Source organism: Ralstonia soli (assembly GCF_023955655.1).
GTDB lineage: Bacteria > Pseudomonadota > Gammaproteobacteria > Burkholderiales > Burkholderiaceae > Ralstonia > Ralstonia soli.
This window is the reverse complement of sequence record NZ_JAMXHT010000008.1, coordinates 54254-77380: the sequence shown is the minus strand read 5'-3', so window position 1 is coordinate 77380 and position 23127 is coordinate 54254. Positions and strand designations below refer to the sequence as shown.

The following is a 23127-nucleotide window of genomic DNA, read 5'->3' as shown; positions in this document are numbered from 1 at the left end:
CGCCATTGCCGGACACGACTCGCTATGGCGGCGCAGGAATCGCCATGGAACTCACGCAGAACTTCGTCAAGGCCAAGCGGCCTTGCGCGGATGGCTACCGCTGGTACATCCGCAACCGCCACAACGGCACCGACTACCAACACCTGCTCGACAGCCTCGTGCGCGAGGGCCGCATCACCGACGCGATCTGGCTGCTCGACAACTTCGGCCCGACTGATGCCGTGCTCGAAGCCGACGCCATCGAGGCCGATGCGCTCGTCTTTGCGGGCACGATCCTTGTGCGCCACGGCATCCACGTCGACGGCTTGTTGCGCGCTGGGCAGGCCATCCGCGCGGGCGGTGGCGTCCGTGCCGGCACGTCGATCACCACTGGCGGCAATCTCGAAGCCAAGGCTGGCCTTTACTGCGACGGCGCCGTGCACGTGGGCGGCGACCTGCGCGTCGGCTGGACCCTCACCGCCACCGGAGCGCTGCACTGCGGCGGCGTGGCGCGCGTGCACCGCGACCTGCATTGCGATGCCGACATCGAGGTCGCGGCCGACCTGCTGATCGGCGAGGCGCTGGCCGCGCGCGGCAACGTGCGCTGCGGCAAGGGCCTGCGCGCGGGCGGTGAGGTGAGCTGCGAGGCCGGCATCGTGAGCGGCAACGGCATCCTGGCTGGCGGCGACCTGCGCGTCGGCACACACCTCGAAGCGGACTGGGGTATCAGGGCGGGCGGCGATGTCGAGGCGGGCGGCGCGATCCGCGTGGGCGAAGGCGTCGAGGCCGGCGGCGTAATCCTCGCCGGGCCGGGCTACGGCATCCACGCGGGCCTGAACGTGCGCATGGACGACTGGCCCGCGAGCGCGCGCATCCGTGCCGCCGAGCCGCCGGCGCGGCTCATCAGCGGTTACTGGGCGGAGGCGGCATGAGCGCCGTACCGACCCTGCCCATGCCGCCACCAGCGTTGCCGACGTTGGCATCGATGGTGCAATCGCTGCGCGAGTGGCTGCAGCCGCTCGGCCTGCGCACGGACGTCGACTTCAACAACGACGACATCGAGCGCGAACTCGACGCGCTGTATGAACGCATGCAAACGCCCGGCACGCCGCTGCACGGCATGACCTTCGACGACGGCACCTTGCCGGGTTTCCGCATCCACACGCGCGAGGCCGATGGCGAGACCTATGTCTATGTCGAAGACGTGGCGGCGCGGCGCCTGGCCGGCTACACGGTCTTCAACCGCTTGATTGAATTGGACAAGCGCGCGGATCGCTATCTGCGTGCGCCGCACTCGAAGTACGCGTTGGCGTACCAGCGGCGCGGGTTGGCCTCGACCGTATTCCGGCGCGCGCTCGACGGGGGGATGTGTCTGATGAGCGGCGCGCGTCAGTCCGTCGGGGTGCACGGGGTGTGGCAGTCGCTCGCCAGGCGCTACCCATCTGGCTATGTGGAGGTGCGCGACAAGCGCCTGCGCTACCTGGGCGAGCAGGTGGACGATGCCGTGCTGCTGGAGGACTTGCACACGCGGCGCGTGCTGCTGGGGACAGGCTGGAGCCTGGCTGAACTGGCCGCCGCCACGAGGATGGTCGTCTGATCAACCAGCGACCGCTTCGATCACGTCGCGCATGCGCATCACCAACCCGTCCATCGCCTCGGCGGGCACGTTGCCGTACCCGAGCACCAGGCCGTTGTACTGCGGGGTGAACGTGCCGGGCAGGCAGAAGCGCGACAGCGGCCGCAGCACCATCCCGTGTTCGCGCGCGGCGCGGCTGACCTCGGTGTCGGGCACCGGCGCGTCGAGCCGGGCGGAAAGATGCATGCCGCCCGCACCACCCGACACGGTGACGATGCCATCCAGATGTCGCTCGATGGCGGCTTGCAGTGCATCACGCCGCTCGCCGTACAGGCGCCGCATGCGCCGCAGGTGCCGTGTGAAATGCCCCGCCTCGATGAACTCCGCCAGTGCGAGCTGCTCGGCCACGCGCCCGCGCAGCATCAACGCGCCCGCCGTCTTGCGCAGCACGGGCGCCAGCGCGGGCGGCACCACCATGTAGCCCAGGCGCAGCGCCGGGAATAGCATCTTGCTGAACGTGCCGAGGTAGATGACCGGCGCATCTTCGGTCAGCCCCTGCACCGCAGAGAGCGGCGCCCCCGTGTGGCGGAATTCGCTGTCGTAATCGTCTTCGATGATCCACGCGCCGGCTGCGCGCGCATGCTGGATCAACGCGAGGCGCCGTTCCAGGCTCATCACCGCGCCCAGCGGGTACTGGTGCGACGGCGTGATGTAGATGAGCTTGGGCGCGGTGTCGCGCCAGTCTGCCTCGCGCGGGGCAAGGCCGTCGACATCCACGCCGATCGGCACGAGGCGCAGGTCGGCCGCCTGCAGTGCGGCACGTGCGCCGTAGTAGCCGGGGTTCTCGATCCAGGCGATGTCGCCCGCATCGGCCAGGGTGCGGGCGCACATGTCGAGGCTGTTCTGCGTGCCGTCGGTGATGAACACCTGCCCCGCATCGCAGCGCACTCCGCGCGAGACGCGCAGGTATTCCGCCACCGCTTGCCGCAGGGCGACGTTGCCTTCCACCGGGCCGTAGCCCATCTGGCCGGGGCCGATGGCGCGCCATCCGCGCTCCATGCAGCGGCGCCATTGCGAGAGCGGAAACGCATCCAGCGCGGGCGTGCCGGGCAGGAAGGGCAGCAGGTCGCTCATCTCGCCGCGTGGGCGCTCCAGATCGCGCGCGCGGCGTGACAGCACCGGCGGAGCTTCCGGCGCCTGCACCGGCGTCTGCTGCAGGCCCACGCGCGCCACCACCGTGCCCTGGCGCCGGCTGAGTACAAAGCCTTCCGCAGCGAGCTGCTCATACGCGTACAGCACCGAGTTGCGCGCAATGCCCAGCTCCTCGGCCAGCGTGCGCGACGGCGCCAGACGTGTGCCTTCCTCGATCTGTCCGCTCAGGATGGCCGCCCGCAGGCAGGCATACAGGCGATGCTGTTGCGACGTGCGTGTGCCATCGACGTTGCTGCGTGCCGCAGTGCGCTCGTAGTTCGACAGCAAGACGCCGTAGTCCATCGTGGCTCCAAGGTTCTGCATTTTGGTGGGTCTATGCATGGTGCCACGGTTTTTCTATCGTCGGCACATCGATTGATGACCCGGAGCCTTGCATGTCGACCACAGAACCCACGTCGCCGACTGACCGCACACGCGTGCGCCGCGTCGCGCATCGCGGCCACTACGACCGCACCACGCTGCACGCCATCCTCGACGAGGCTTATGTCTGCCACATCGCCTTCACCGATGCGCATGGCGTGCACTGCATTCCCACCGCATGCTGGCGCGAAGGCGATCACCTCTACATCCACGGCTCCAATGGCAGCCGCATGCTCAAGCTGGCAGCCAGCGGCGCGCAGGTGTGCGTGACCGTCACGCATATCGACGGCTTGGTGCTGGCGCGATCGGCGTTCAACCATTCGATGAACTATCGCTCGGCTGTCATCTACGGGGCCTTTGAAGTCGTGCCCGATGCGCAGAAGCCGGCTGTGCTGGATGCGTTCATGGAGGTCCTCGCGCCGGGCCGGTCGCGGCAGGCGCGGCCCGGTAATGCCAAGGAGCTGGCTGCGACCACCGTGTTGCGCATTCCGCTGGACGAGGCGGCCTGCAAGATCCGCGCGGGTGGCCCGAAGGACGATGCCGAAGACCTGGATCTGCCGGTGTGGGCTGGTGTGCTGCCGATGGCGTTGTTGCCGCTAGCGCCCGTGGTTGAAGCCGCACCAGCCGGCACACCGGACTACGTGCAGGAGTGGAAGGACAGCGCTCGGCTTTCCGTCGATGAAGCGGTAGCGCTGTGAGCGTGTGCAGCAGCGGCGTTGTTGTTTGATGTTGTTGGGGCATCCCCGGTATCGGCCCCGGCAGGGGATGAAACAGGGGATGAACCAAAAGAAATCCAAACCAACCAGTCAGTGCACCAGTTGGTTGATCTCGATGATCGGCATCAGCACAGCCAACACGATGAGCAGCACAACCACCCCCATCGTCAAAATCAAAGCCGGTTCCAGCAGCCCAGTCAGGAACAAGGTGCGGCGCTCAAGCTCTTGAGCCTCACCCTGCGCCGCCCTTTCCAGCATTGCGGGCAAGTTGCCAGTCGCCTCGCCGGAACGAATCAGATGCACCAGCACAGGCGGAAACTGATTCTGCGCCGCCAACGCCCGCGCCAGCGATGTCCCTTCCCGCACCCGCGTGGACGCATCCTCAACGTTCGTCTTGAGCGCGACGTTATTCAACGTCTCCCCTGCCGCCTGCAGCCCACGCAAAATCGGCACACCCGCACTGGTGAGAATCGCCAGCGTGCTCGCAAACCGCGCCGTGTTGTAGCCGCGGACGAGCTTGCCGAACAGCGGCGCCGTCAGCAGCCACTTGTGCCACGACAAGCGCAATGCCGGCTGCTTGAGCAGATTGCGGATCAGCAAGCCCAACGCCACCAGCACGATCGCAGCCAGCCACCCCCAGTTCCGCACGAAGTCCGACAACCACAGCATGATGATCGTGAGCGTGGGCAGCTTCTGCTTGGTATTGGCGAACACGCTCACCACCTGCGGCACCACATACGACAGCAGGAAGATCACGATCGCAAACGCCACTACTGTGACGATGGCCGGGTATGTGAACGCCAGCTTGATCTTGGACGTAAGCGCGTTGCGGCTCTCGATGTAGTCGGCCAGGCGCGAGAGCACGAGGCCCAGGTTGCCCGAGTGCTCGCCTGCGGAAACGAGCGCGCGATAGATGTCAGGAAAATCCTTCGGATGCTGTGCCAGCGCGACGGATAACGAACTCCCGCCCACGACTTCCGCGCGGATGGCGGCGAGCAGTTCGCCTACGTAAGCGCGCTCCGCCTGATCAGCCAGCGCGGCAAGCGCTTCATCGAGCGGCAAGCCCGCAACCAACAAGCTGGCGAGCTGGCGTGTGACCAGTGCGTTCTCCTGTGCCGAGAGTCTCTTACCGAAACTCGAGCCGCCACGCTTGGTGGCCTGTGCCCCGAGCGCATCGACCACCAGCGGCGTGAGCCCGCGTGCACGCAGCACAGTACGCGCCTGGCGCGCGCTGTCGGCTTCGATGACGCCCTTGTCGGTTTTGCCGGCGGCGTCGGCGGCTTCGTAGCGGAAGGCTGGCATGCGCTATTCGTTTAATCGCGCCTTAGTCGCGCGTCACGCGCAACACTTCTTCCAGCGACGTGGCACCCGTGTCGATCCAGCGCTGCGCATCCATGCGCATGGTCTGCATGCCCTGGTTGATGGCGAAGGCCTTGATCTCGGATTCAGCGGCCTGGCGGTGGATCATGGTCTGGATCTCAGGCGTGACAGTCAGCAGTTCGTACACACCGGTCCGGCCCTGGTAGCCCGAGTTGCTGCAGCGCTCGCACCCGACGTGATGCCACACGGATTTGCGTGCCGGTGCAGCCGGTGCCACGCCTTCTGCAACCGGTGTGCCGGCCACGGCTTCGACTTCTGCAGGCGTGAGTTCGAGCACTTCCTCGCGGCGGCAATGCACGCACAGGCGGCGTACCAGCCGCTGCGCCAGCACGCCCAGCAATGACGACGACAGCAGGAACGGCTCGATCCCCATGTCGATGAGGCGCGTCACAGCCGAGGCGGAATCATTCGTATGCAGCGTCGCCAGCACCAGGTGGCCGGTCAAGGAGGCCTGCACGGCGATCTGCGCGGTTTCCAGATCGCGGATTTCCCCGATCATCACCACGTCCGGGTCCTGGCGCAGGATGGCGCGCAGGGCCTTGGCGAAGGTCATGTCGATCTTCGGGTTGACCTGCGTCTGGCCGATGCCGTCGAGGTCGTATTCGATCGGGTCTTCCACCGTCATGATGTTGGTGGATGACGCATCGAGCCGCGATAGCGCCGCGTACAGCGTCGTTGTCTTGCCGGAACCCGTCGGGCCGGTGACGAGCACGATGCCGTGCGGCTGGTTGATCAGGTGGTCGAAGCGCGCCAGCGTGCTGGCGCCCATGCCGAGCTTGCCGAGGTCGAGCCGGCCGGCTTCCTTGTCGAGCAGACGCAACACCGCGCGTTCGCCGTGGCCGGTGGGCAGCGTGCTGACGCGCACGTCGACCGGGCGTCCACCGACACGCAGCGTGATGCGGCCGTCTTGCGGCAGGCGTTTTTCAGCAATGTCGAGCTGCGCCATGATCTTGATGCGCGAGATCAGCGCGCCGTGCAGTGCCTTCTTCGGACGCACCACATCGCGTAGCGTGCCATCCACGCGAAAGCGCACGACCGATGCATTCTCGAACGGCTCGATGTGGATGTCCGAGGCGCCCTCACGCGCGGCCTGCGTGAGCAGCGCGTTGATCATGCGGATGATCGGCGCGTCGTCTTCGGATTCGAGCAGGTCTTCCACGGCGGGAATGTCCTGCATCAGGCGCGAGAGATCGACTTCGCCTTCCACCTCGCCGACGACCTGGGCGGCACTGCCGTCTTGCGCGTTGTAGGCGGTTTGCGTGGCGGTGGAGAGCGCCGCAGCATCCAGCGTCACCAAGTGCAGCGCGCCGAACACACGTGCGAGTTCGGCCAGCGCCGTGCGCGAGGTGTCGGGGCAGACCCACACCTCGAGCGTGTCGACGCCTTGCCGGGCGACCAGCAACTTGGCGTCGCGCGCGAACGCATACGGCACCAGCCGCACAGCCGACTGCGAAGGCGGCTCGAGCGTGCTGGCGTCGGTGGTGAGGGCTTGCGTTGCCATGGTCGGGTGTCCTTCGTCGCCTTCGCCGTGCTTAACCACCGTTGCGCGGCGCGTTGCTGTCGTAGCCGCCCGAAGTGGGCGCCGCGAAGTTCTGCAGGCGCGGCTGGGGGCGCGTGGTCGATTGCGGCATCGGCATCGGGGCACCCGGGGGCACCTGCGTACCGGCCGGGCCCTTCGGCACGATCGACACATCACCGTAGTTGTCGGCCGGGCGCACAGTTTCGGGCGCGGGCAGCACCGGCGTGTCCTTGTCGGAGGTGGTCGGCAGCATGTTCGGCGAGACAAAGCCCTGCTGCGTGTCGCGCATGTAGTTGTAGCGGTTGTCCGACAGCGCGCCGGTGGCATCGGCCGTGCGCAGGATGATCGGGCGGAGGAACACCAGCAGGTTGGTCTTCACGCGCGTCTTGTTCTCCGAGCGGAACAGCGCACCCAGGATCGGGATGTCGCCCAGGCCCGGCACCTTCTGTTCGCCGTCCTGGTAGTTGTCTTCCAGCAGCCCGCCGAGCACGACGACCTGGCCGTCGTTGGCCAGCACGTTGGTCTCGATCGAGCGCACGTTGGTGGTCGGCCCTTGCGTCGCATTCTGCGTGCCCGGCACCACCGCCGACGATTCCTGGAAGATCTGCAGCTTCACCAGCCCGCCGTCGGTGATCTGCGGCTTGACGCGCAGCGTGATGCCGACGTCCTTGCGGTCGAATGTCTGGAACGGCGTGACCGAAGCCGCAGTGCCCGTCTGCGCATACGAGCCGGTGGTGATCGGTACGTTCTGGCCGATCAGGATCTTGGCTTCTTCGTTGTCGAGCGTGATGAGGTTCGGGGTCGACAGCACGTTGACCGAGCCGTCCGAACCCAGCGCCGAGAGCAGCACGCCCAAGCCGCTGCCTTTGTTGAACACGCCGAAATTTCCGCCGTTGAGCTGGCCGACGTTGAGGCTGCCCAGCGCCGTCTGTGCCGCCGCGCTGCCGATGCCGCCCGAACCGATGGCGGCGATCGTGCCGGCCAGATTGAGCAGGTTGCCCGAACCGGTGCCGTAGTTGGTGCCGCCGCCAACGAACGTGCCCGGCCCGCCGCCGCCCACCAGCCACTGAATGCCCAACTGCGACGCCTTGGTGGCCGTCACCTCGACGATCATCGATTCGATGTAGACCTGTGCGCGACGCGCATCCAGGTCGTCGATCACCGCGCGCAGGTTGCGGTAGACCGGCTCGCTGGCGGTGATGATGAGCGCGTTGGTGGCCGGATCGGCCTGGATGATGCCGCCGGTGGCGGGCGTGTTGTTCTGCCCGAACGAGGCCCGGAACGACGAGTTGCCGCTGCCCATGCCGCTGCCAGAACCGCCGGTGTTGGTGTTCTGCGTGTTCTGGTTGAACTGCGAGCCGCTCGTGCCGCCGGTTGGCTGCGAGGTGGCGCCTTGCGCGGCGTTCTGGCCGCCGGGGCCGGTGGATGCGGAGGCCGACAGCGTCGCATCCGCCGCCACGATGGCGCGCAGGGTGGTCGCCAGTTGCACGGCGTTGGCGTTCTTGAGCGGCACCACCCAGATATTGCCGGGGCGTGCGTTGGGCACATCCAGCTTGGCGACCAGTTGTTTGGCCTGCGCCAGGCGCGCCGCGCTGGAGGCACGGATCATCACGCTGTTCGAGCGCGGCTCCGCCACGACCGACGTGCGCAGGCTCGGGTCCGACAGCGCCGCGCCGGCGCCTGCGCCACCCGCGCCACCGGCTGACGGGTCGAGCAGCTTCTGCAGCGTGGCGGCCACGTCGATGGCCACGGCGTTCTTCAGCGGGATCAGCTCCGTCTCGCCGGCCACCGGCGTATCGATCGACGCGATGATGCGGCCGATGCGGCGCAGGTTGTCGGCGTAGTCGGTAATGACCAGCGTGTTGTTGGCCGGGTACGCGGTGATCGTGTTGTTGGGCGCGATCATCGGGCGCAGCACTGGCACCAGGTTGTTGGCCGATTCATGCTGCAGGCGGAAGACCTGCGTGACGACCTGCTCGCCGCCGCGTGCACCCGCCGCGCCCACGCTGGTCGGCGAGCCCTGCAGCTTGGCATCGGCTTCCGGCACGACCTTGGTGAAGCCGTTGCCTTCGACGATCGCGTAGCCCTGCATGCGCAGGATCGAGCCCAGCGATTCGAGCGCCTGCGCGCGCGTCACCGGCTTCTCGGTGACGAGGTTGACGGTGCCCTTCACGCGCGGGTCGACGATGAAGTTCTTGCCGGTGGCCTGGCCTACGGCCTTGACCACCGAATCCAGATCGGCGTTGACGAAATTCAGCGAGACCTCATCCCCAGCGGATGCCGCGTTCGGCGGGGCAGCGTGGGCCGACATCAAGGGCATCGAACCACCCACCATCGCTACGCAGCATGCCAGGACGATGGCGCGGACGGTGAGTCGGGAAGCGGCGTTGTACATGGTCTCGTTCATGGTTGTCGGCGTGCTGGCTCGCGCGCCGGCTTGGAAATCAAAAGCGGAGTCGATGGTGCGACCCGTCTCGCGGGCCCAGCAGACTCAACAGGCCAATCAATTGCGGTTCCGACTCCGGCGTGGCACTGGCCACGCCGTCAAAATGTGCGCCTCGGCCCAGCGTCCCCTGGCCCTGCAGAGACAGCGGCCCGGCCAGTGTCGACAGCGCCAGCTGCATGGGCCCGCCGCTCACGCCGCCAAAGGAAACCACCGCCTGGTAGCTGCCCAGGGGCCGTACCCGGCTGAGGCTGGATGATACCTGCTCAAGCGTGACGGTCAGCGCCCCCTGGGCGGTGTCCGGCGTGCCTTTGCTGTGCCCAAACTGGCCCCAGAGCGGCGTCCACTGCGCGCGCAGGCGGCCGTCGAGTTTGAGCGTGTTGAATGGCGCGCCGATGCCCTGCAGCAGCGAGGCCGGCAGCGTGACCGTGCCGGCTTCCGCCTCCCAGTGGCCCGGGGTGACCGTCAACGTCACGGGCTTCTCCAGCGCGCGATCGTGCGTGAGGTGCGCGCGCAGTGTGCCGGCCAGCAGCGGCAGTATGTCGATCGACCATGACAGTCGCCCCGGCAGCACCGTCGCATCGGCGCCCCCGTTGCCGGCAGTGAGTGCCAGCGTGGCGCTGCCGTGCCAGAGCGTTCCCTGGCTGTCGGCCAGCAAGACACGGTGCCCTGTGGCTGCGGCCACGCGCTCGGCGGCCCAGGCGGCCGGGTATTGCGCGACGACCGTCACCGCAATGGCGAGCAGCGCCGCCACGCACCACAGCACGCGCCAGCCCAGGCTCGTGCGCTCGTCGGCTTCGGCGCGGCGGCGCAGGCGTAGCGGCGGCAGGGATTCGATCGCCATCGGGCAGGCGTCAGCGGCTCGCGGCGGCGGGGCCTTGCAGCGTCGCCGTCACGTTGACCAGGGCGGTGGCGCCCACGTACTTGATGCTTGCGTCGATCACCTTCATGCGCTGGGCCTGCCTGACTTCCTGCAGCCATTCGGCAACGGCGCCAAAGGGCGCCTTGTCGAGCTGCACCTGCACGCTCTCGCCTGACATCGCCATCCGCGTGGCCTTCAGGCCGTGGTTGGTCAGGCTCGTGTTCAGCGCCTGCTGCAGGTCGGCGCCGCGCGGCACGGGTGCGGCGGCAATGGCCGACAGGCCGCGCGCTTCCTGGCCGAGCGTTTCCATCTCGGCCAGCTGGGTGCGCATCTGCGGCAGGGCCTTTTCGATGCGGCGCTGGCCCTCGAACGCGGGCTCCCACAGCGCCAGGTAGAGGATGACGAGCAGCAGGATTACGCCGCCGCCGGCCAGGATGCGGCGTTCGCGTGGCTCGCGCTGCATCCAGAACGTCGTGGCCGCCGAATTGATCGAATCAAGCACCGAATCCAGCACACCGATGCGCGGCAGCCGGCGGGTCGACGATCGGGCGGAGGAGGGGGAAGAGGTCGCCATGGGGGGATCGTTATTGGGCGATGGAGACCGTCCAGCGCGAGCCGGGCACGGTAGCCTCAGCGCCGCGCGGGGCCTCGGCGGTGTCCATGTTCAGGCCGACGTTGCGGGCGGCGGTGCGCAGGCTGGCGGTGTCGGTGCCGTCCTTGAGCGTGACCGTCAGCGCGCGGCCGTGGTAATCAAGTGCGAGCAGCGCATCGGGCGCGAGGCCCGTGGCGGCCTGGGCAAAGCGATCGGCCAGCGGCAGGAAATCTTCCGGCGCCGATTTGCCGGCGGCCAGCCGCAGCTGTTCGATCTGGCGGCGCATCTGCGCGGGCGGATCGAGGATCACCGGCGTATTCGGGAAGGCGGTCTGCAATTGTGCGCGCATGGCCGTATCGAGCCGCTTCTGCTCGGCGCGCAGGGTGAGCCAGCGCGCGTTCATGCCAACCAACTGCACGACCACCAGCAGCACGGCCAACGCGACCGGCAGGCGCCACAGGCTCCAGTCCATGCCGGCCACGCCGCCGCGTGCAAAGTCGAACTGGCAGAGGTCGGCGTCACCCGAGGCCAGTGCGTCCCGCGCGCCGGCGGCCCAGGTGGACCAGTCCAGCGTGGCGGTGGCCGGGTCGGCCGACAGGCCGGGCGTGAGCTGAGTTGCCAATGCATGCAGTGCGGGCGACACCATCAGCGTGGCCGGGGTGGGCGCAATGGCCAGCCAGTTGGCCACGTTGGCCGGCAGCAGGCGCAGGCCGTAGCCCTCGGCAACGCCGGTGCGCACGGTGATGTCGACGGCGACTGGCGCGTCGGGGTCCGACGGCGGGGCGGCATCGAGGGCGATGGTCGCGTGAGCGACTGCCGCCGCGGTTTCCACAACGGGTGTGTCGCTTGCCGGTTCGGCGGGCGTCTCGAGCGAGGGCTCAGCGCGTACGACGCCGTTGGCAGATTCTGCGATCGCGACCGCTGTAGCGGCAGGCGTTTCAAACGGCACACAAAGCTGCGCGGGCAGCAGATGGCAGGTGCGGTGCTTGTGGCTGGCGAAGGTATCGAGGATGAAGCGGACCCACGCGCGGTCGGCAATCATCAGTGCGCGCGATTGCGGTTCGCGCGGCGCACGCCAGCCGCGCGCGGGTGCCGCCCCCAGCCGGGGGCCCAGGGCGATATGGCACTGCTGCGCGTCCTGCACGAGGCGGTCTTCCACCAAGTTGGGCAGGGCCAGGCGGAGTTTGGGCAGCGCAAGCGGCGGCACGTTGGCCGGCACCAGCAGCACATCGGCGGCGGGCAGTAGCAGGATCAGGCGATCGGCGGCGGGCAGCTCGTCGGGGCGCGACGTGCCTTCGCGCTGGATGCGCTGCGGTCCTTGTGCGCCGTCCTCGCGCACCAGGGCAAAGGGCACGGAGGCCAGCGCACCCGCTGACCAGCGCTCGGGTGATTGAATGGGCCGGTGCGGCAGGCGCACGTACAGGGAGGTCGTCAAACCGCTCCTCTAATTGAATATGGATGCGAGTGACCAACGAAACCGAGAGAGCCGCCGGATTGCGCAAGACCCGCGATGCTGAACGATGCGGATGACAATACGGCGAAGGCTGGGGTCTGTCTACTTGCGCAACGTACGCATGCAGAAGGGTATTGTGGCGCCGTCATGACGGAATCTCGTCCACGCGGCGGACCCAGACGATCCGGGTCGCGTTATTGTTGACCGGATCACCACGTGATACAAGCGCCACTTCCCCGATCTGCGCGCGCTCGTGACGGGCCATGCCGTAGACCAGGAAATAGTGCGTCTGCACGTCCAGCAGGTTGGCCGCGGCGGTGGTGTCCGCCCCCGGCGCGATGCCGCGCAAATTGTTGACGACGTCGCCGATGTTGCGGAAGTAGGCGCGATCGCGCACCAGCACCAGCGCGCGGGCGCGGTCCAGACTCAGGTTCGGGATGACGGCGGCCAGCACCTCGGCGCTGGCTGTGTTGGCGTTGATCTGCGTGCGGGCGGGCAGCACGATCACGTAGGGGCGCAGCTTGGCGATCATGTCCGCCGTGTAGCCGGGCACCGTCAGCAGGCTGTCGACATCGTCCAGCGGGCGCGGGCCGTTGTCGCCGCCGCTCCCGCCACTGCTGCTGTCTTCGCCGCCGGGCTGGCCGCCCTGCGTGCCTTCGGCCGACTGGAAGCCGCCCAGCATCTGCGCCAGCGTCGTCGCCGTGACGTTGGCCAGGCTCGGATCGAGGTTGAGCGATTGCAGCAGCAGGCCGTAGGCCTTGATGCCGTCCTTGTCGCGGCCCGTGACGATGGTGCGCGCGCCCAGCGTCTGCATCGTCAGCAGGTTCATCAGGTTGAAGCGCGCCTGGGCGTCGAAGATGCGGCCCGACAGGTACGACTCCTCGCCGGCCGTGTCCGTGCGCAGCGAGCTGCCGAGGAAGTCCGACAGCTTGGTCTCCTGGATGGGCACCGCCCAGATCTCGCCCAAGTGGTCGACGGCGCCGGTGCGGCGCTGGTCGTCGCGCAGGATCAGGCGCGCCCAGTCGATGCCCGCCCGCGCGATCCAGGTGGCCTGCGCCTTGAGGCGTTGGTTTTCCACCGCGCGGATCTCCACCTGCTGGCGCCACAGCATGCCCGAGACGATCACCACCGCCAGCGTGACCACCAGCAGCGCGGTGATGATGGCCGCACCGCGCTGGCGTGCGTGGCGTTGAGCAGGTCGACGGGAGCACCGAGTCATGTCAGAGCCCCGTCATGCAGATGCGCGTGAAGCGCTGCGGCGCCCCCTGCGGCGTCATGCGCACAAGCAGCGCCAGTTCCACCGCACGCACCGAGGCGGCGGGCACCACCACGCCTGGGCTGTTGGCCACGGGTGCCGGTGCGCTGGGCGTGGATGCCGACGGCAGTCCGGCGAGGGTGGTCGTATTGCTGCCGGCGGGGAACAGCGCCGCCGACAGCGTGCCGCTGTTGTCCATCCAGCCGCCGGGTTCGATCCAGGCGCGCGCGCTGATGCTGTCGACGTTGCTGGCGAGCAGGTAGCGCGCCGCACCGCCGCCGCCTTGGCGCAGGCTGTCGAGCGCGCCGCGCAGGTCTCCGCGGTTCGTGATCGGCGGGCTCTGCAGGCGTTCAAGGCGGCCATCGGTGATGCGATAGAGCACCACCTGCCACGCGGGCGGCTGGCCATCGTCACGGCGGTCGCGCACCATCAGCACGCGGTTGGCGTCCACCTCGATGGGCGGGCGCGACAGCGTGTTCGGATCGGCCAGCTGGGTGCAGTCGGCGTCGAACTGGGCGTAGGCCGTCTTGAGGGCTTCGATGCGTTCGTCGCGCTGGGCCAGCGCTTCGCGCGTGCGGGTCATGCTGTCCAGCCCACGCCAGGCGATCACGGCCAGGATGGCCATCAGCGTGATCGCCACCAGCAGTTCGAGCAGCGTGAAGCCGCGCGCGCCGATATGCGCCGGACGCTTAGAAGACATTGCGCGCATCGTTGGGCAGCAGGGTCACGAGCCAGGCCAGGCGCACGGATTTGGACGCATCCGGATAGACGGACACCTCCGCGCGGCGGAACACCGGGTTGGGCGTGGTAGCGATGGTCTCTTCGCACCACAGTTGCGTGTCGCCCTGTGGGCACGCAAAGCCGCGCGAGCCCGGATCGGGAAACGCGCGTGACAGCCGTAGGTTGGCCAGGTGGTTCTCGGCGCTCCAGGTAGCGATCATGCGGGTCTGCAAGGAATCGCTGGCAGTCGTCATGCTGCCCATGGCGCGCATGGTGGCGGTGAGTGCCACGGCCACGATGGTCAGTGCCACCAGCACTTCGAGCAGGGTGAAGCCGCGAGCGCGGTCCATTGCCGGGGTCATTGCGTTTCCGTCAGCACGCGTGGGCCGCCGTCGGAGACCACATCCACGCGCGCGCCCTGCGAGGTCAGCGCCACGCGCCACGGCAGTCCGATCGCCTCGCGGCCGAACACCAGGCGTTGCGGCGCGCCCGGTATCCCGGTGGCACCTGCGACGATCTGCACGCTGTCCATGCCCTGTCGCCAGTGGCCGGGCGCCAGCACGTCTCGCGTGAGCGGGCGCCAGCCGTTGGGGGTCGATTCGTAGAAGCGCCAGCCCTGTGCGTCGCCTTCCCACGCCACGGGGCGCGAAGTGAGCTGCGCCTCTTCCTGCGCGAGTTCGATCAGGCGGGCCAGCTTCTGCGCATCATCGGCCAGTTGCGAGCGCGGGTTGGGTGTGGCGTTCACGGCCACCACCCCCAGCACGATGCCGATGATGACCACCACCACCAGCAGTTCCAGCAGCGTGAAGCCGCGCAGATGCCGGCGGCGGGGCGGGTGGCCGAGCATGACGCGCGGGGTGGATGGAAAAGGGCGGGGCTTAGTTGTCCCAGTTGCCGATATCGGCGTCGTTGCCCGTGCCGCCGGCCTGGCCGTCGGCGCCAAAGCTGAAGACGTCCACTTCACCGCGCACGCCCGGGTTCAGGTACTGATACGGATGGCCCCAAGGGTCCTTGGGCAGGCGTTCCAGATAGCCACCGCCCTTCCAGTTGTTGGGGATCGGCTCGGTGGTTGGCTTGGTGACGAGTGCGGCAATGCCCTGTTCGGTGGTCGGGTAGCGGCCGTTGTCCAGGCGATAGAGCTTGAGCGCCTGCGAAATGGACGCGATGTCTTGCTTGGCGGCGATGATGCGGGCCTCGTCTGGGCGGCTCATGATCTTCGGCACCACCAGCGCGGCGAGGATGCCCAGGATCACCACCACCACCATGATCTCGATCAGGGTGAAGCCGCGCGACGAGTTGCGGGCGAGGGCACGTTGGCGGAATGAGGAGCGAAGTTGGCCTTGCATCATGGCAACAGAGTTGGCAATAGGAGGAAGAGTCAGAGTATATCCGTGACATATGACCATACATTGCCCGGCAGGGTCACGCCGTGCAATGCCTGGAACCACCCCTCCGGGCCGTTCACCGAACGGGCATGAAGGGCGGATAGAATCAACGCATTCTTACGGTGCCTCGCCCCATTTTCATGACCGCTCGACAGTCGTCCCGCCTGCTCAGCCTTGCCCTGTTTGCCGCCCTGTGCGCGCTGTTGACGCATTGGGTGCTGACGCTGTCTTCGCTGCGCTCGCTGAGTGCGCCGCGCGAGGCCCGCGTCGCCCAGACCGATGCGCTGGAAACCGGCGCCGCTGTCACGCTCTTCGGTGGCGGCCCGCAGAACGGCCCGCGTGATGTGCAGGTGATTGGCGTGGTGGCAGATCTGGCCGATGGTGGTGGCGCGGCCATCGTGTCGGTGGACGGTGGCGCACCGCAGGCCGTGCGTGCGGGCAAATCGCTGTCGTCCAACCTCAAGCTGGTGGAGATCAAGGCGCGCTCGGTGGTGATCGAGCGCAACGGCGCGCGCCAGGAGATTCCGCTGCCGGCCAACGCCGTGGCGGGGGTGTCGCCCGCCAATCGCAATGCGGCGCCGATGCCCACGATGCCGTTGCCGCCGTCGGGTGCAGCGGCGCCGCTGTCGACGCCGGCTACGCCACCTGTGCCGCCCGCAGCACCGGCGGTGGCCAACAACCCGGCCAACACGGCGATGCCGGGCGCCATGCTGCCCATCGCGCCGGCACAGATCAACACGGGCGAGCCTGGCGCCAATCCACAGGGTGGCGGCGGTATCGCTGGCCCGCGTCACCGCGCGGCAGCGGCGGCGCGCAAGGGCGATGCCGCTGACCCGGTGGCCGATCACTAGTCATTTTTGCGGCCCGCCATGCGTGGGCGGGCGCATATTACAGCGCATGTCATCGGGGTAACAGCGTGTAAAACACGGCAACGTGCTGGCATTGTCGGGTTCTAATCCGCTACACAGTCCATGTGAAAAGGAGCTGACCATGACCAACAAACGTGCTGTCCAAGCCTTCCTCGCCACCTCGGCCCTGTTCCTGGCCATGTCCGGCATGAACGCCCGCGCCCAGGATGCCAGCGCCCCCGCCGCCAGCGCACAAGCGCCGGCCGCCGCACCGGCCGCGCCGCAAACCGACGCGCGCGCCGGCAAGCCGGGTCACCACCACGGCGGCCAGGGTGGCTTTAAGGCCATCGACACCAACGGCGACGGCCAGATCTCGCGCGACGAGGCCCGCGGCCACGCCTGGCTCGAGAAGAACTTCGACCAGATCGACACCAACCACGACGGCCAACTTAGCAAGGACGAGCTGGCTGCCTGGCACAAGGCCCACAAGGGCGAGATGCGCGAAAAGATGGCGCAGCGCTTCGACGCCAAGTTCAAGGCCGCCGACAAGGACAACGACGGCAGCTTGACCAAGGAAGAAGCGCAGACCGGCATGCCGCGCCTGGCCAAGAACTTCGACCAGATCGACGCCAACCACGACGGCAAGATCACGCAGGACGAAATCCGTGCGTACATGCTGGCCCGCCACGAGGCGCGCAAGGCGCAGAAGAGCAACCCGGCCACCGCAGCCATGCCGGGCGGCGCGACGGCCACCAAGGGCGAGTGATCGCTCCCATCTGCAGTCAGCAAGCGGCGCCTTCGGGCGCCGTTTTTCATGCGCGCAAAAAAAAACACCCCGATGGCGAACCACCGGGGTGTGGGTACAGCTTGCCTGAAGTTTGAGGGTCTTCAGGCTGGCTGATCGTCGGCCTTGAGCACGCCGCGGCGCATCTGGTCGAGCTCGATCGACTCGAACAGCGCCTTGAAGTTGCCCTCGCCAAAACCTTGGTTGCCCTTGCGCTGGATGAACTCGAAGAAGATCGGGCCGAGTTGGTTTTCCGAGAAGATCTGCAGCAGCAGATCACCCGGGGCACCGTCGATCAGGATCTTGCGCTTCTTCAATTCCGCCACGTCTTCGCCATGGCCTGGGATGCGCTTGTCGACCAGTTCGTAATACGTGTCGATGGTGTCGAGCAGCGTGATGCCGTTGGCGCGCAGTGCGTCCACCGTCTTGTACAGGTTGGTCGAACCGAGCGCGATGTGCTGGATGCCCTCGCCGTGGTACATGTCCAGGTACTCCTGGATCTGGCCGGCTTTCTCCGTCCCTTCCTCGTTGATGGGGATGCGGATGTTGCCGCATGGGCTCGTCATCGCCTTGCTCTTCACGCCTGTGACCTGGCCTTCGATGTCGAAGTAGCGCACCTCACGGAAGTTGAAGAAGCGTTCGTAAAACTCGGCCCATTCCTTCATGCGGCCACGGTAGACGTTGTGCGTCAGGTGGTCGATGTAGGTCAGGCCGTGCCCGGTGGGGTTGGGGTTGGCGCCCGCGATGGGCACGAAATCCACGTCGTAGATGCTGATGTTGCCGATGTCGCCCGGTTTGGCGCCGTTCTTGCCGGCCCAGCGGTCGACCAGGTAGATCAGCGAATCGCCGATGCCCTTGATGGCCGGGATGTTCAGCTCCATCGGGCCGCTGTGGGTGTCGAAGCCCCAGGCGCCCAGCTCCAGCGCGCGCTTGTAGGCGAACGCGGCATCCTGCACGCGGAACGCAATCGCGCAGATCGACGGCCCATGCAGACGTGCAAAGCGCTGCGCGAACGAATCGGGCTCGGCGTTGATGATGAAGTTGATCTCGCCCTGGCGATACAGCGTCACGTTCTTGTGGCGGTGCTTGGCAATGGCGGTGAAGCCCATGTTCTCGAACAGCTTGCCCATGGCAACGGGGTCCGGTGCGGCGTATTCGATGAACTCGAAGCCGGCGGTGCCCATCGGGTTTTCCCAAGGCGTGAATTGCATGGTGAGTCTCCTGTGGGGCGCGCGCCTTCAGTGCAAAGGAGGGCGCTCAGGTCTTTGATGATGCTCGCAGTGTAGGAGTGTCGATTCACGCAAAAATTGCGAAGTTGTGCCCGGCTTGCTAAATTTGCGCAAGAAAATTGCCGAATTAATTGGTGCGGAGCAACAAAATGAATAAAGTGGAGCTCGACAAGATCGACCGCAAGATCCTGGAAGTCCTCCAGAACAACGGCCGCCTCACCAACCTGGAAGTCGCCGAACGGGTGAACCTGTCGCCCAGCCCGTGTCTGCGACGCATCCGCCGTCTGGAAGAGAGCGGCGTGATCCGCCAGTACGCCGCGCTGCTCGACCCGGGCAAGATCGGCCTGGGGCTGTCGGCGTACATCAATGTGCGGCTGGAGAAGCAGGGTGGGGCGCCCAAGGGCAAGGGGCCGTCCGACATCTTTCGCGCTGCTGTGGCGACGTGGCCCGAGGTGGTCACCTGCTACGCCATGACCGGCGAGATGGACTACCTGCTCAAGGTGTTCGTGGAGGACATGGAGCACTTCGCGCGCTTCATCCGTGACCAGCTGCTCGCGCACCCGGCGGTGATCGATGTGAAGAGCAGCTTTGCGCTGGAGCGGATTAAGGATACGACGGCGTTACCGGTGGTGGTTTGAGGGACCGTGCCTGTATCAGGCGGTATCCGCCATCACCAAATTCGCATCCCGCGAAAGCCGCCACTTCCCATCTGCCCCTTTCCGCAGAATCGTCAGCGTGTATCCGGACCGCGATGCCGTCTTCCCATCCGGTATCGTCATCTTGATGCGCAGGAAGTTGCGCAGATACGCCACGTCGCCAAACACCTGCACCTCCTGAATATCGCTCGTGCCTTCCACGCGCACGTCTTTCATGGCGCCAGACATGGCCGCGAAGGCTTCCTTGCCGAAGGGTGGCTGGCCGGGTGTCATGAAGAGCGCATCGTCGGTCATGAGGCTCAACACGGTGGGCAGATCGCCGGCTTTGCTGGCGGCGAGCCAGGTGTCTACTACGGCGCGGATGGCGCGTTCGTCGTCGGTCATGGCAGTCGATGCGGGGCTCGGGTGTTTGATCGGAGCCACTGTACCGCGTCGCAATGGTTGCGCCGCCGAAAGCCCTCTCTTTCGGCGGTGGGCGTTGCTTATTGCTTGGGCGACGGATCGTCCTGCGGATTGACGTACTTGATGTCCAGCGGCCCGGTGCCGTGAATCTGCACCACCGTTGCGTTCTTCGTGAAGGCGTAGTGGTGCACGCCGCCCGGCAGGTTATGGAAGCCCCCGGCCTTGAGCGCATGCGCTGCGCCCATGTCCATCGTGTCGCCGCCGCCCAGATAGAGCGTGCCGGAGATCACTGTGAGGTTCTCCGTTTGCGTGTGCCAGTGCGGGGGCACCTTGTAGCCGCCCGGCGCTTTCATGCGGATGACGTAGGGGCCGTCCTTGCCGGGGTCGCCATACAGTACGGCCAGCTTGAGGCCCTTGGGCATCGTCGGCGGGCCGTCGACCCATTTCAGGCCTGCCGGATTCATCATCATCATCTCGCCCATGGCGGCGTCCTGGGCAGCGGCGGGCAGCGCGCCGGCGCAGAGCAAGACGGCGGCCGTTAGCAGCGGCCAGTGTGCAGAGGGTATCTTCATCTTCGTCTCCTTCTTGCCTCGGCACGGGCTCGCGGGCGACGTAGAGGGCCGCCCCTGAAAGGCGAGAGGTGCCTTGCCATCATCGTAGGGAAGGCCCCCATGCGGCTGACAAGCAGGCAATTGCTCTAAGCCTGCGGATAGGCGCGGATCTCCAGCGCGTGCCCGTCGGGATCATTGAAGTAGATGGCCGCCGCCAGGCCACGTGCGCCGTAGCTCTGTCCGACCTGGCCGTTTTGCCGCTCGAACGGCGAGCCGCCGTAGGTGATGCCGCGCTCCACCAGCCGCGCGTGGACGGCATCGAACGACGTGCGGTCCAGGCTGAAGGCGAAGTGCTCGCTGTGCAGTTCGTCGGCCTGGCGCAGGTCGAGGGTGAAGGTGTCGTTCACGCGCACGACGTCGAACGGGCCCATCCGCCCCTCGTGCGCAAAGCCGAGCACCTGGGTATAGAACGCGACCGAACGGGCTGCGTCGCGCACCCGCAGGATGGTGTGATCAAGCACAATCATGTCAAGCCTCCTTCCGCCGACTCAACCGACATAGCGGGCAATGACCATGCACACCAGCGCCACGGCCAGCAGCGGGGCCGCAACGCGATGCGCCAGCGCTGGCCGCTTGCGCAGTGCGCCTTGCACGCCCGCCGCCGCGATGCCGGCCAGCGCACCGAGCATCAGCACCGTGCGCGGCCAGCCGAGCAGCCCGGCGTGGACAAGGCCCCCGAGCCCAAGCCCGGTGAGCACCGCCACGGTTGCCGCGCCCATCTGCGGGCGGAACATGACATCCGCATTGGCGCCCCCGGTGCGGGCGAGCATGAAGGTGGACCCGGTCCAGAACACCGTGGCCATGGCGTGAAGCGCGATCAGCAGAATCCATCCGAGTTGCATGGTGACTCCTGGTTTGAGCAGCAGGGTGAATTGAACCGATGTGCGACCGGATGCGGTCGCACAACACTTCGACATCGAATAATTCGATATCTATCATAGATCAACATGAAGCCAATGCAAGCCCATGGCATGCCTGTGGGATTCCTCCTCGCCCAGACCGCGAAAACCACCGCGCGCGCGTTTGACGCCGCCCTGCAGGAGCGGGGCGGCTCATTGCCGATGTGGCTGATCCTGAAGGCGCTGATGCAGGGCGGGCACGGCACTCAGGCCGAACTTGCCGCCACGGTGGGCGTGCAGGGGCCCACGCTCACCCACCATTTGAACGGCATGGAGAAAGACGGCTTGCTGATCCGCAGCCCGTTGCCGGACAACCGCCGTGTGCACCAGGTGGCCCTCACAGACGCGGGCCGTGCGCTGTTCTTCAAGCTGCGCCAAGCCGCGATGGCGTACGACGCGCGCCTGCGTGACGGCATCGACGAGGCCGATCTGGATGTGTTTCGCGCCGTGTTGCAGCGGATGTCGGCCAACGTGGGGGATGCTCAGGAAGACCAGCCGGCGCGCTGAATGGGAGCACCCAATGCAAAACGCCCGGCAGAACCGGGCGTTTGCTGAGTGCGGTGCGATCGGAGATCAGACCGTGCGCTTGTGCGGCACCAGTGAGCGCCAGAAGCGCTGGCCGAAGCGGCGCGCGTCGCGCAGGTTGCGCTTGAGCAGGTAATCCAGATCGGCGACCTGCTCATCGATGGCTTCCGACAGCACGCTCATCGTGTCGGCGGGCGGCAGTTCCAGATAGGCATCGGCCTCGCCGTAGGCGTACTGCACGCGCATGCCAGCCTTCTTGGCGATGTGCATCATGGCCGCGTTGCGCGACAGGCAGTGCATGTACAGCGTGCGTACCTTGGTGTTGCGGCCGTGGATGGCGGCACGCTGGAACAGCGCACTGCCCACGCCCTTGCCGCGCGCGGATTCCGACACCGACACGCCGAACTCCGCCACGCGCCCCTGCGGGTTGTCGCGCAAATAGGCGAGGTGGCCCACGCCAACCAGCTCCAGGCGATCGTTGTAGACGCCGAAGACCTTGTCGTGGTCGAAGTCGATGCTGTCGACGTACGCTTCAATGACGTGATCGCCCACCACCTGGCCGAAGCGCAGCAGGCGGTCTTCCTGGCCGAGGGCCAGCAGATGTTTGAGCAGGCGCGAGCGATGGTGCGCGGCAAGTTCACGCACCAGCACGGTGGAGCGCGGCGCGCCTTGCGCCGCTTCCGTCTTGTCGATGTCGCCCTGGGTGACGACGCCGATGGCCTTGCTCAGTTCGAGCGGGTTCACGACAAAGTTCCTGTTCTGTTTGCGCCCATCAATGGAGGGCGGCGAGGTGATGAGTCGGAGGCGCGGATGGCGCTTCCGGGGCACTCAGCCGGGTGCAACTGAGTGTTGTGCAATGCATCATGCCATTGTAGTGCAATCAGGGATTTCCCGTAAGATTCGCGTCAGCCTTCCCACAGGATTTGCCGACAAATCATTGATTTAGCGCAGCCGAGCGGGACTTCAAAGGTTGTGGCGTGTCAACAACGCGCGATGCTGCGCTGCGCAAAAGTGTCCGGTCGAGCGCTTTTTTTGCGCCGCCGTTTTGTTTCACCGGCTGTCCGCCGCACCCCCGTTCCCCGACGCCGCTTCACAATAGCCGTGCGAAGATGCGCGTTCAAGACGCCTCCGCCTCCTGATTTTCCCTTTCTCGTCCATGCAGCCCTCGCGCATTCTTGTGATCTACGCGCATCCTGCGCCGCGCCGTTCGCGCGCCAACAAGCCGCTCGCCCGTGCGCTGGCCAGCCTGCCCGGCGTGGCCATGCACGACCTCTACTGGCATTACCCCGATTTCGACATCGACGTGCGCCTCGAGCAGGAAGCTGTGGAGGCCGCCGAGTTGGTCATCTTCCAGTTTCCGGTGCAGTGGTACGCCACGCCGTCGCTGCTCAAGGAGTGGCTGGACGTGGTGCTCGAGATGGGCTGGGCTTACGGGCCGGGCGGCACGGCGCTGCGCGGCAAGCACATGATGGTGCTGGCCACGGCGGGCGGGCGCGAGCACGCTTACAGCCAGGACGGCATACACGGCCACACGCTCGACATGTTTCTGCTGCCGCTGGAGCAGACCGCCGCGTTGTGCGGCATGCAGTGGCAGCCGCCCCATGTGCTGCACGACGCCGACGACGCCACGCCCGAGCTGATCGCAGCCCACATCGCGCAGGTGCGCGCGGCGCTTCAGCCCTGGCTGCCGACCGACGCGGATTCCGTCGCCTGACATTCCC

Annotated in this window: 26 protein-coding genes; 8 read left to right on the top strand and 18 right to left on the bottom strand. The window is 66.9% G+C overall.

Annotation, left to right across the window (positions count from 1 at the left end; translation table 11 throughout):
- Positions 1-44: 44 nt before the first annotated feature.
- Positions 45-911 (top strand): hypothetical protein, encoded by an 867-nt coding sequence (locus NG900_RS21185; protein ID WP_252683399.1) that lies wholly within the window; start codon positions 45-47, stop codon positions 909-911.
- Positions 908-1576 (top strand): N-acetyltransferase, encoded by a 669-nt coding sequence (locus NG900_RS21180; protein ID WP_315862386.1) that lies wholly within the window; start codon positions 908-910, stop codon positions 1574-1576. The genes NG900_RS21185 and NG900_RS21180 overlap by 4 nt, the downstream gene beginning before the upstream one ends.
- Here NG900_RS21180 and pdxR read toward each other — a convergent pair whose 3' ends face one another.
- On the bottom strand, positions 1577-3049 hold the full coding sequence (gene pdxR / locus NG900_RS21175; protein ID WP_252683398.1) for a MocR-like pyridoxine biosynthesis transcription factor PdxR: 1473 nt from the start codon (positions 3047-3049) through the stop codon (positions 1577-1579).
- A gap of 92 nt (positions 3050-3141) precedes the next feature.
- Here pdxR and NG900_RS21170 point away from each other — a divergent pair, with 92 nt between their 5' ends.
- Positions 3142-3825: a pyridoxamine 5'-phosphate oxidase family protein gene (locus NG900_RS21170; RefSeq protein WP_252683396.1), complete on the top strand. Its 684-nt coding sequence runs from the start codon at positions 3142-3144 to the stop codon at positions 3823-3825.
- A 108-nt stretch (positions 3826-3933) separates the two neighbouring features.
- On the opposite strand, the gene gspF is transcribed toward NG900_RS21170, so the two are convergent.
- From gspF to gspG, 11 genes are all read right to left on the bottom strand, one after another.
- Positions 3934-5145, bottom strand: a complete 1212-nt coding sequence (gene gspF / locus NG900_RS21165; protein WP_252683394.1) for a type II secretion system inner membrane protein GspF — start codon at positions 5143-5145, stop codon at positions 3934-3936.
- A gap of 22 nt (positions 5146-5167) precedes the next feature.
- On the bottom strand, positions 5168-6724 hold the full coding sequence (gene gspE / locus NG900_RS21160; RefSeq protein WP_252683392.1) for a type II secretion system ATPase GspE: 1557 nt from the start codon (positions 6722-6724) through the stop codon (positions 5168-5170).
- Between the two features lie 31 nt (positions 6725-6755).
- Complete coding sequence (gspD, locus tag NG900_RS21155; protein WP_252683390.1) at positions 6756-9149, bottom strand: type II secretion system secretin GspD; 2394 nt, start codon at positions 9147-9149, stop codon at positions 6756-6758.
- Between the two features lie 37 nt (positions 9150-9186).
- On the bottom strand, positions 9187-10029 hold the full coding sequence (locus tag NG900_RS21150; RefSeq protein ID WP_252683387.1) for a type II secretion system protein N: 843 nt from the start codon (positions 10027-10029) through the stop codon (positions 9187-9189).
- 10 nt (positions 10030-10039) lie between these two features.
- On the bottom strand, positions 10040-10621 hold the full coding sequence (gspM, locus tag NG900_RS21145; protein WP_252683385.1) for a type II secretion system protein GspM: 582 nt from the start codon (positions 10619-10621) through the stop codon (positions 10040-10042).
- Positions 10622-10631: 10 nt separating this feature from the next.
- Positions 10632-12074 (bottom strand): type II secretion system protein GspL, encoded by a 1443-nt coding sequence (gene gspL, locus NG900_RS21140; RefSeq protein WP_252683383.1) that lies wholly within the window; start codon positions 12072-12074, stop codon positions 10632-10634.
- 163 nt (positions 12075-12237) lie between these two features.
- The gene (gspK, locus tag NG900_RS21135; protein WP_252683381.1) at positions 12238-13311 is read right to left on the bottom strand and encodes a type II secretion system minor pseudopilin GspK; all 1074 of its coding nucleotides are present in this window, start codon (positions 13309-13311) and stop codon (positions 12238-12240) included.
- A gap of 1 nt (position 13312) precedes the next feature.
- On the bottom strand, positions 13313-14056 hold the full coding sequence (locus NG900_RS21130; RefSeq protein ID WP_252683379.1) for a PulJ/GspJ family protein: 744 nt from the start codon (positions 14054-14056) through the stop codon (positions 13313-13315).
- Complete coding sequence (gene gspI / locus NG900_RS21125) at positions 14037-14429, bottom strand: type II secretion system minor pseudopilin GspI (RefSeq protein WP_252683377.1); 393 nt, start codon at positions 14427-14429, stop codon at positions 14037-14039. Before gspI ends, NG900_RS21130 begins: the two co-directional genes overlap by 20 nt.
- The gene (locus tag NG900_RS21120) at positions 14426-14914 is read right to left on the bottom strand and encodes a GspH/FimT family pseudopilin (protein ID WP_252683375.1); all 489 of its coding nucleotides are present in this window, start codon (positions 14912-14914) and stop codon (positions 14426-14428) included. The genes gspI and NG900_RS21120 overlap by 4 nt, the downstream gene beginning before the upstream one ends.
- 31 nt (positions 14915-14945) lie before the next feature.
- A complete protein-coding gene (gspG, locus tag NG900_RS21115) occupies positions 14946-15416 on the bottom strand; it encodes a type II secretion system major pseudopilin GspG (RefSeq protein WP_289813923.1) in 471 nt (156 codons plus the stop codon).
- Between the two features lie 176 nt (positions 15417-15592).
- Here gspG and NG900_RS21110 point away from each other — a divergent pair, with 176 nt between their 5' ends.
- Positions 15593-16303: a type II secretion system protein N gene (locus NG900_RS21110; protein ID WP_252683373.1), complete on the top strand. Its 711-nt coding sequence runs from the start codon at positions 15593-15595 to the stop codon at positions 16301-16303.
- A gap of 139 nt (positions 16304-16442) precedes the next feature.
- Positions 16443-17066, top strand: coding sequence for an EF-hand domain-containing protein (locus tag NG900_RS21105; RefSeq protein ID WP_252683371.1), 624 nt, complete (start codon positions 16443-16445; stop codon positions 17064-17066).
- Between the two features lie 122 nt (positions 17067-17188).
- Here NG900_RS21105 and hppD read toward each other — a convergent pair whose 3' ends face one another.
- Positions 17189-18295 carry a 4-hydroxyphenylpyruvate dioxygenase gene (hppD, locus tag NG900_RS21100; protein ID WP_252683370.1) on the bottom strand — a complete coding sequence of 369 codons (1107 nt, stop codon included), beginning with the start codon at positions 18293-18295 and terminating at the stop codon, positions 17189-17191.
- Positions 18296-18462: 167 nt separating this feature from the next.
- Here hppD and NG900_RS21095 point away from each other — a divergent pair, with 167 nt between their 5' ends.
- Positions 18463-18951 (top strand): Lrp/AsnC family transcriptional regulator, encoded by a 489-nt coding sequence (locus NG900_RS21095; protein ID WP_252683367.1) that lies wholly within the window; start codon positions 18463-18465, stop codon positions 18949-18951.
- A 15-nt stretch (positions 18952-18966) separates the two neighbouring features.
- Here NG900_RS21095 and NG900_RS21090 read toward each other — a convergent pair whose 3' ends face one another.
- The 4 genes from NG900_RS21090 to NG900_RS21075 all read right to left on the bottom strand — a co-directional run bounded on the left by NG900_RS21090 (position 18967) and on the right by NG900_RS21075 (position 20824).
- Positions 18967-19353, bottom strand: a complete 387-nt coding sequence (locus NG900_RS21090) for an SgcJ/EcaC family oxidoreductase (RefSeq protein ID WP_252683365.1) — start codon at positions 19351-19353, stop codon at positions 18967-18969.
- Positions 19354-19451: 98 nt separating this feature from the next.
- The gene (locus tag NG900_RS21085) at positions 19452-19943 is read right to left on the bottom strand and encodes a cupin domain-containing protein (protein WP_252683363.1); all 492 of its coding nucleotides are present in this window, start codon (positions 19941-19943) and stop codon (positions 19452-19454) included.
- A gap of 125 nt (positions 19944-20068) precedes the next feature.
- On the bottom strand, positions 20069-20449 hold the full coding sequence (locus tag NG900_RS21080) for a VOC family protein (protein ID WP_252683361.1): 381 nt from the start codon (positions 20447-20449) through the stop codon (positions 20069-20071).
- Positions 20450-20470: 21 nt separating this feature from the next.
- Positions 20471-20824 (bottom strand): hypothetical protein, encoded by a 354-nt coding sequence (locus NG900_RS21075; RefSeq protein ID WP_252683359.1) that lies wholly within the window; start codon positions 20822-20824, stop codon positions 20471-20473.
- Between the two features lie 105 nt (positions 20825-20929).
- Here NG900_RS21075 and NG900_RS21070 point away from each other — a divergent pair, with 105 nt between their 5' ends.
- Positions 20930-21388 (top strand): MarR family winged helix-turn-helix transcriptional regulator, encoded by a 459-nt coding sequence (locus tag NG900_RS21070; protein ID WP_252683357.1) that lies wholly within the window; start codon positions 20930-20932, stop codon positions 21386-21388.
- A 66-nt stretch (positions 21389-21454) separates the two neighbouring features.
- On the opposite strand, the gene NG900_RS21065 is transcribed toward NG900_RS21070, so the two are convergent.
- Positions 21455-22150: a GNAT family N-acetyltransferase gene (locus NG900_RS21065; RefSeq protein WP_252683355.1), complete on the bottom strand. Its 696-nt coding sequence runs from the start codon at positions 22148-22150 to the stop codon at positions 21455-21457.
- 412 nt (positions 22151-22562) lie between these two features.
- On the opposite strand from NG900_RS21065, the gene kefF reads away from it, so the two are divergent.
- A complete protein-coding gene (gene kefF / locus NG900_RS21060; RefSeq protein WP_252683353.1) occupies positions 22563-23120 on the top strand; it encodes a glutathione-regulated potassium-efflux system oxidoreductase KefF in 558 nt (185 codons plus the stop codon).
- Positions 23121-23127: the final 7 nt, after the last annotated feature.

Excerpts from the sequence above, each read along its gene's own strand:
- NG900_RS21075 (WP_252683359.1), bottom strand. The coding sequence starts at position 20,824 with ATGCAACTCGGATGGATTCTGCTGATCGCGCTTCACGCCATGGCCACG.
- NG900_RS21090 (WP_252683365.1), bottom strand. The coding sequence starts at position 19,353 with ATGACCGACGACGAACGCGCCATCCGCGCCGTAGTAGACACCTGGCTC.
- gspF (WP_252683394.1), bottom strand. The coding sequence starts at position 5,145 with ATGCCAGCCTTCCGCTACGAAGCCGCCGACGCCGCCGGCAAAACCGAC.
- NG900_RS21120 (WP_252683375.1), bottom strand. The coding sequence starts at position 14,914 with ATGCTCGGCCACCCGCCCCGCCGCCGGCATCTGCGCGGCTTCACGCTG.
- NG900_RS21105 (WP_252683371.1), top strand. The coding sequence starts at position 16,443 with ATGACCAACAAACGTGCTGTCCAAGCCTTCCTCGCCACCTCGGCCCTG.
- NG900_RS21150 (WP_252683387.1), bottom strand. The coding sequence starts at position 10,029 with ATGGCGATCGAATCCCTGCCGCCGCTACGCCTGCGCCGCCGCGCCGAA.
- NG900_RS21110 (WP_252683373.1), top strand. The coding sequence starts at position 15,593 with ATGACCGCTCGACAGTCGTCCCGCCTGCTCAGCCTTGCCCTGTTTGCC.
- gspM (WP_252683385.1), bottom strand. The coding sequence starts at position 10,621 with ATGGCGACCTCTTCCCCCTCCTCCGCCCGATCGTCGACCCGCCGGCTG.
- NG900_RS21130 (WP_252683379.1), bottom strand. The coding sequence starts at position 14,056 with ATGCGCGCAATGTCTTCTAAGCGTCCGGCGCATATCGGCGCGCGCGGC.
- NG900_RS21185 (WP_252683399.1), top strand. The coding sequence starts at position 45 with ATGGAACTCACGCAGAACTTCGTCAAGGCCAAGCGGCCTTGCGCGGAT.
- pdxR (WP_252683398.1), bottom strand. The coding sequence starts at position 3,049 with ATGGACTACGGCGTCTTGCTGTCGAACTACGAGCGCACTGCGGCACGC.
- NG900_RS21070 (WP_252683357.1), top strand. The coding sequence starts at position 20,930 with ATGAAGCCAATGCAAGCCCATGGCATGCCTGTGGGATTCCTCCTCGCC.
- kefF (WP_252683353.1), top strand. The coding sequence starts at position 22,563 with ATGCAGCCCTCGCGCATTCTTGTGATCTACGCGCATCCTGCGCCGCGC.
- gspG (WP_289813923.1), bottom strand. The coding sequence starts at position 15,416 with ATGATGCAAGGCCAACTTCGCTCCTCATTCCGCCAACGTGCCCTCGCC.
- NG900_RS21095 (WP_252683367.1), top strand. The coding sequence starts at position 18,463 with ATGAATAAAGTGGAGCTCGACAAGATCGACCGCAAGATCCTGGAAGTC.
- NG900_RS21080 (WP_252683361.1), bottom strand. The coding sequence starts at position 20,449 with ATGATTGTGCTTGATCACACCATCCTGCGGGTGCGCGACGCAGCCCGT.
- gspE (WP_252683392.1), bottom strand. The coding sequence starts at position 6,724 with ATGGCAACGCAAGCCCTCACCACCGACGCCAGCACGCTCGAGCCGCCT.
- gspK (WP_252683381.1), bottom strand. The coding sequence starts at position 13,311 with ATGACTCGGTGCTCCCGTCGACCTGCTCAACGCCACGCACGCCAGCGC.
- NG900_RS21180 (WP_315862386.1), top strand. The coding sequence starts at position 908 with ATGAGCGCCGTACCGACCCTGCCCATGCCGCCACCAGCGTTGCCGACG.
- gspD (WP_252683390.1), bottom strand. The coding sequence starts at position 9,149 with ATGAACGAGACCATGTACAACGCCGCTTCCCGACTCACCGTCCGCGCC.
- hppD (WP_252683370.1), bottom strand. The coding sequence starts at position 18,295 with ATGCAATTCACGCCTTGGGAAAACCCGATGGGCACCGCCGGCTTCGAG.
- gspI (WP_252683377.1), bottom strand. The coding sequence starts at position 14,429 with ATGACCCCGGCAATGGACCGCGCTCGCGGCTTCACCCTGCTCGAAGTG.
- NG900_RS21170 (WP_252683396.1), top strand. The coding sequence starts at position 3,142 with ATGTCGACCACAGAACCCACGTCGCCGACTGACCGCACACGCGTGCGC.
- NG900_RS21085 (WP_252683363.1), bottom strand. The coding sequence starts at position 19,943 with ATGAAGATACCCTCTGCACACTGGCCGCTGCTAACGGCCGCCGTCTTG.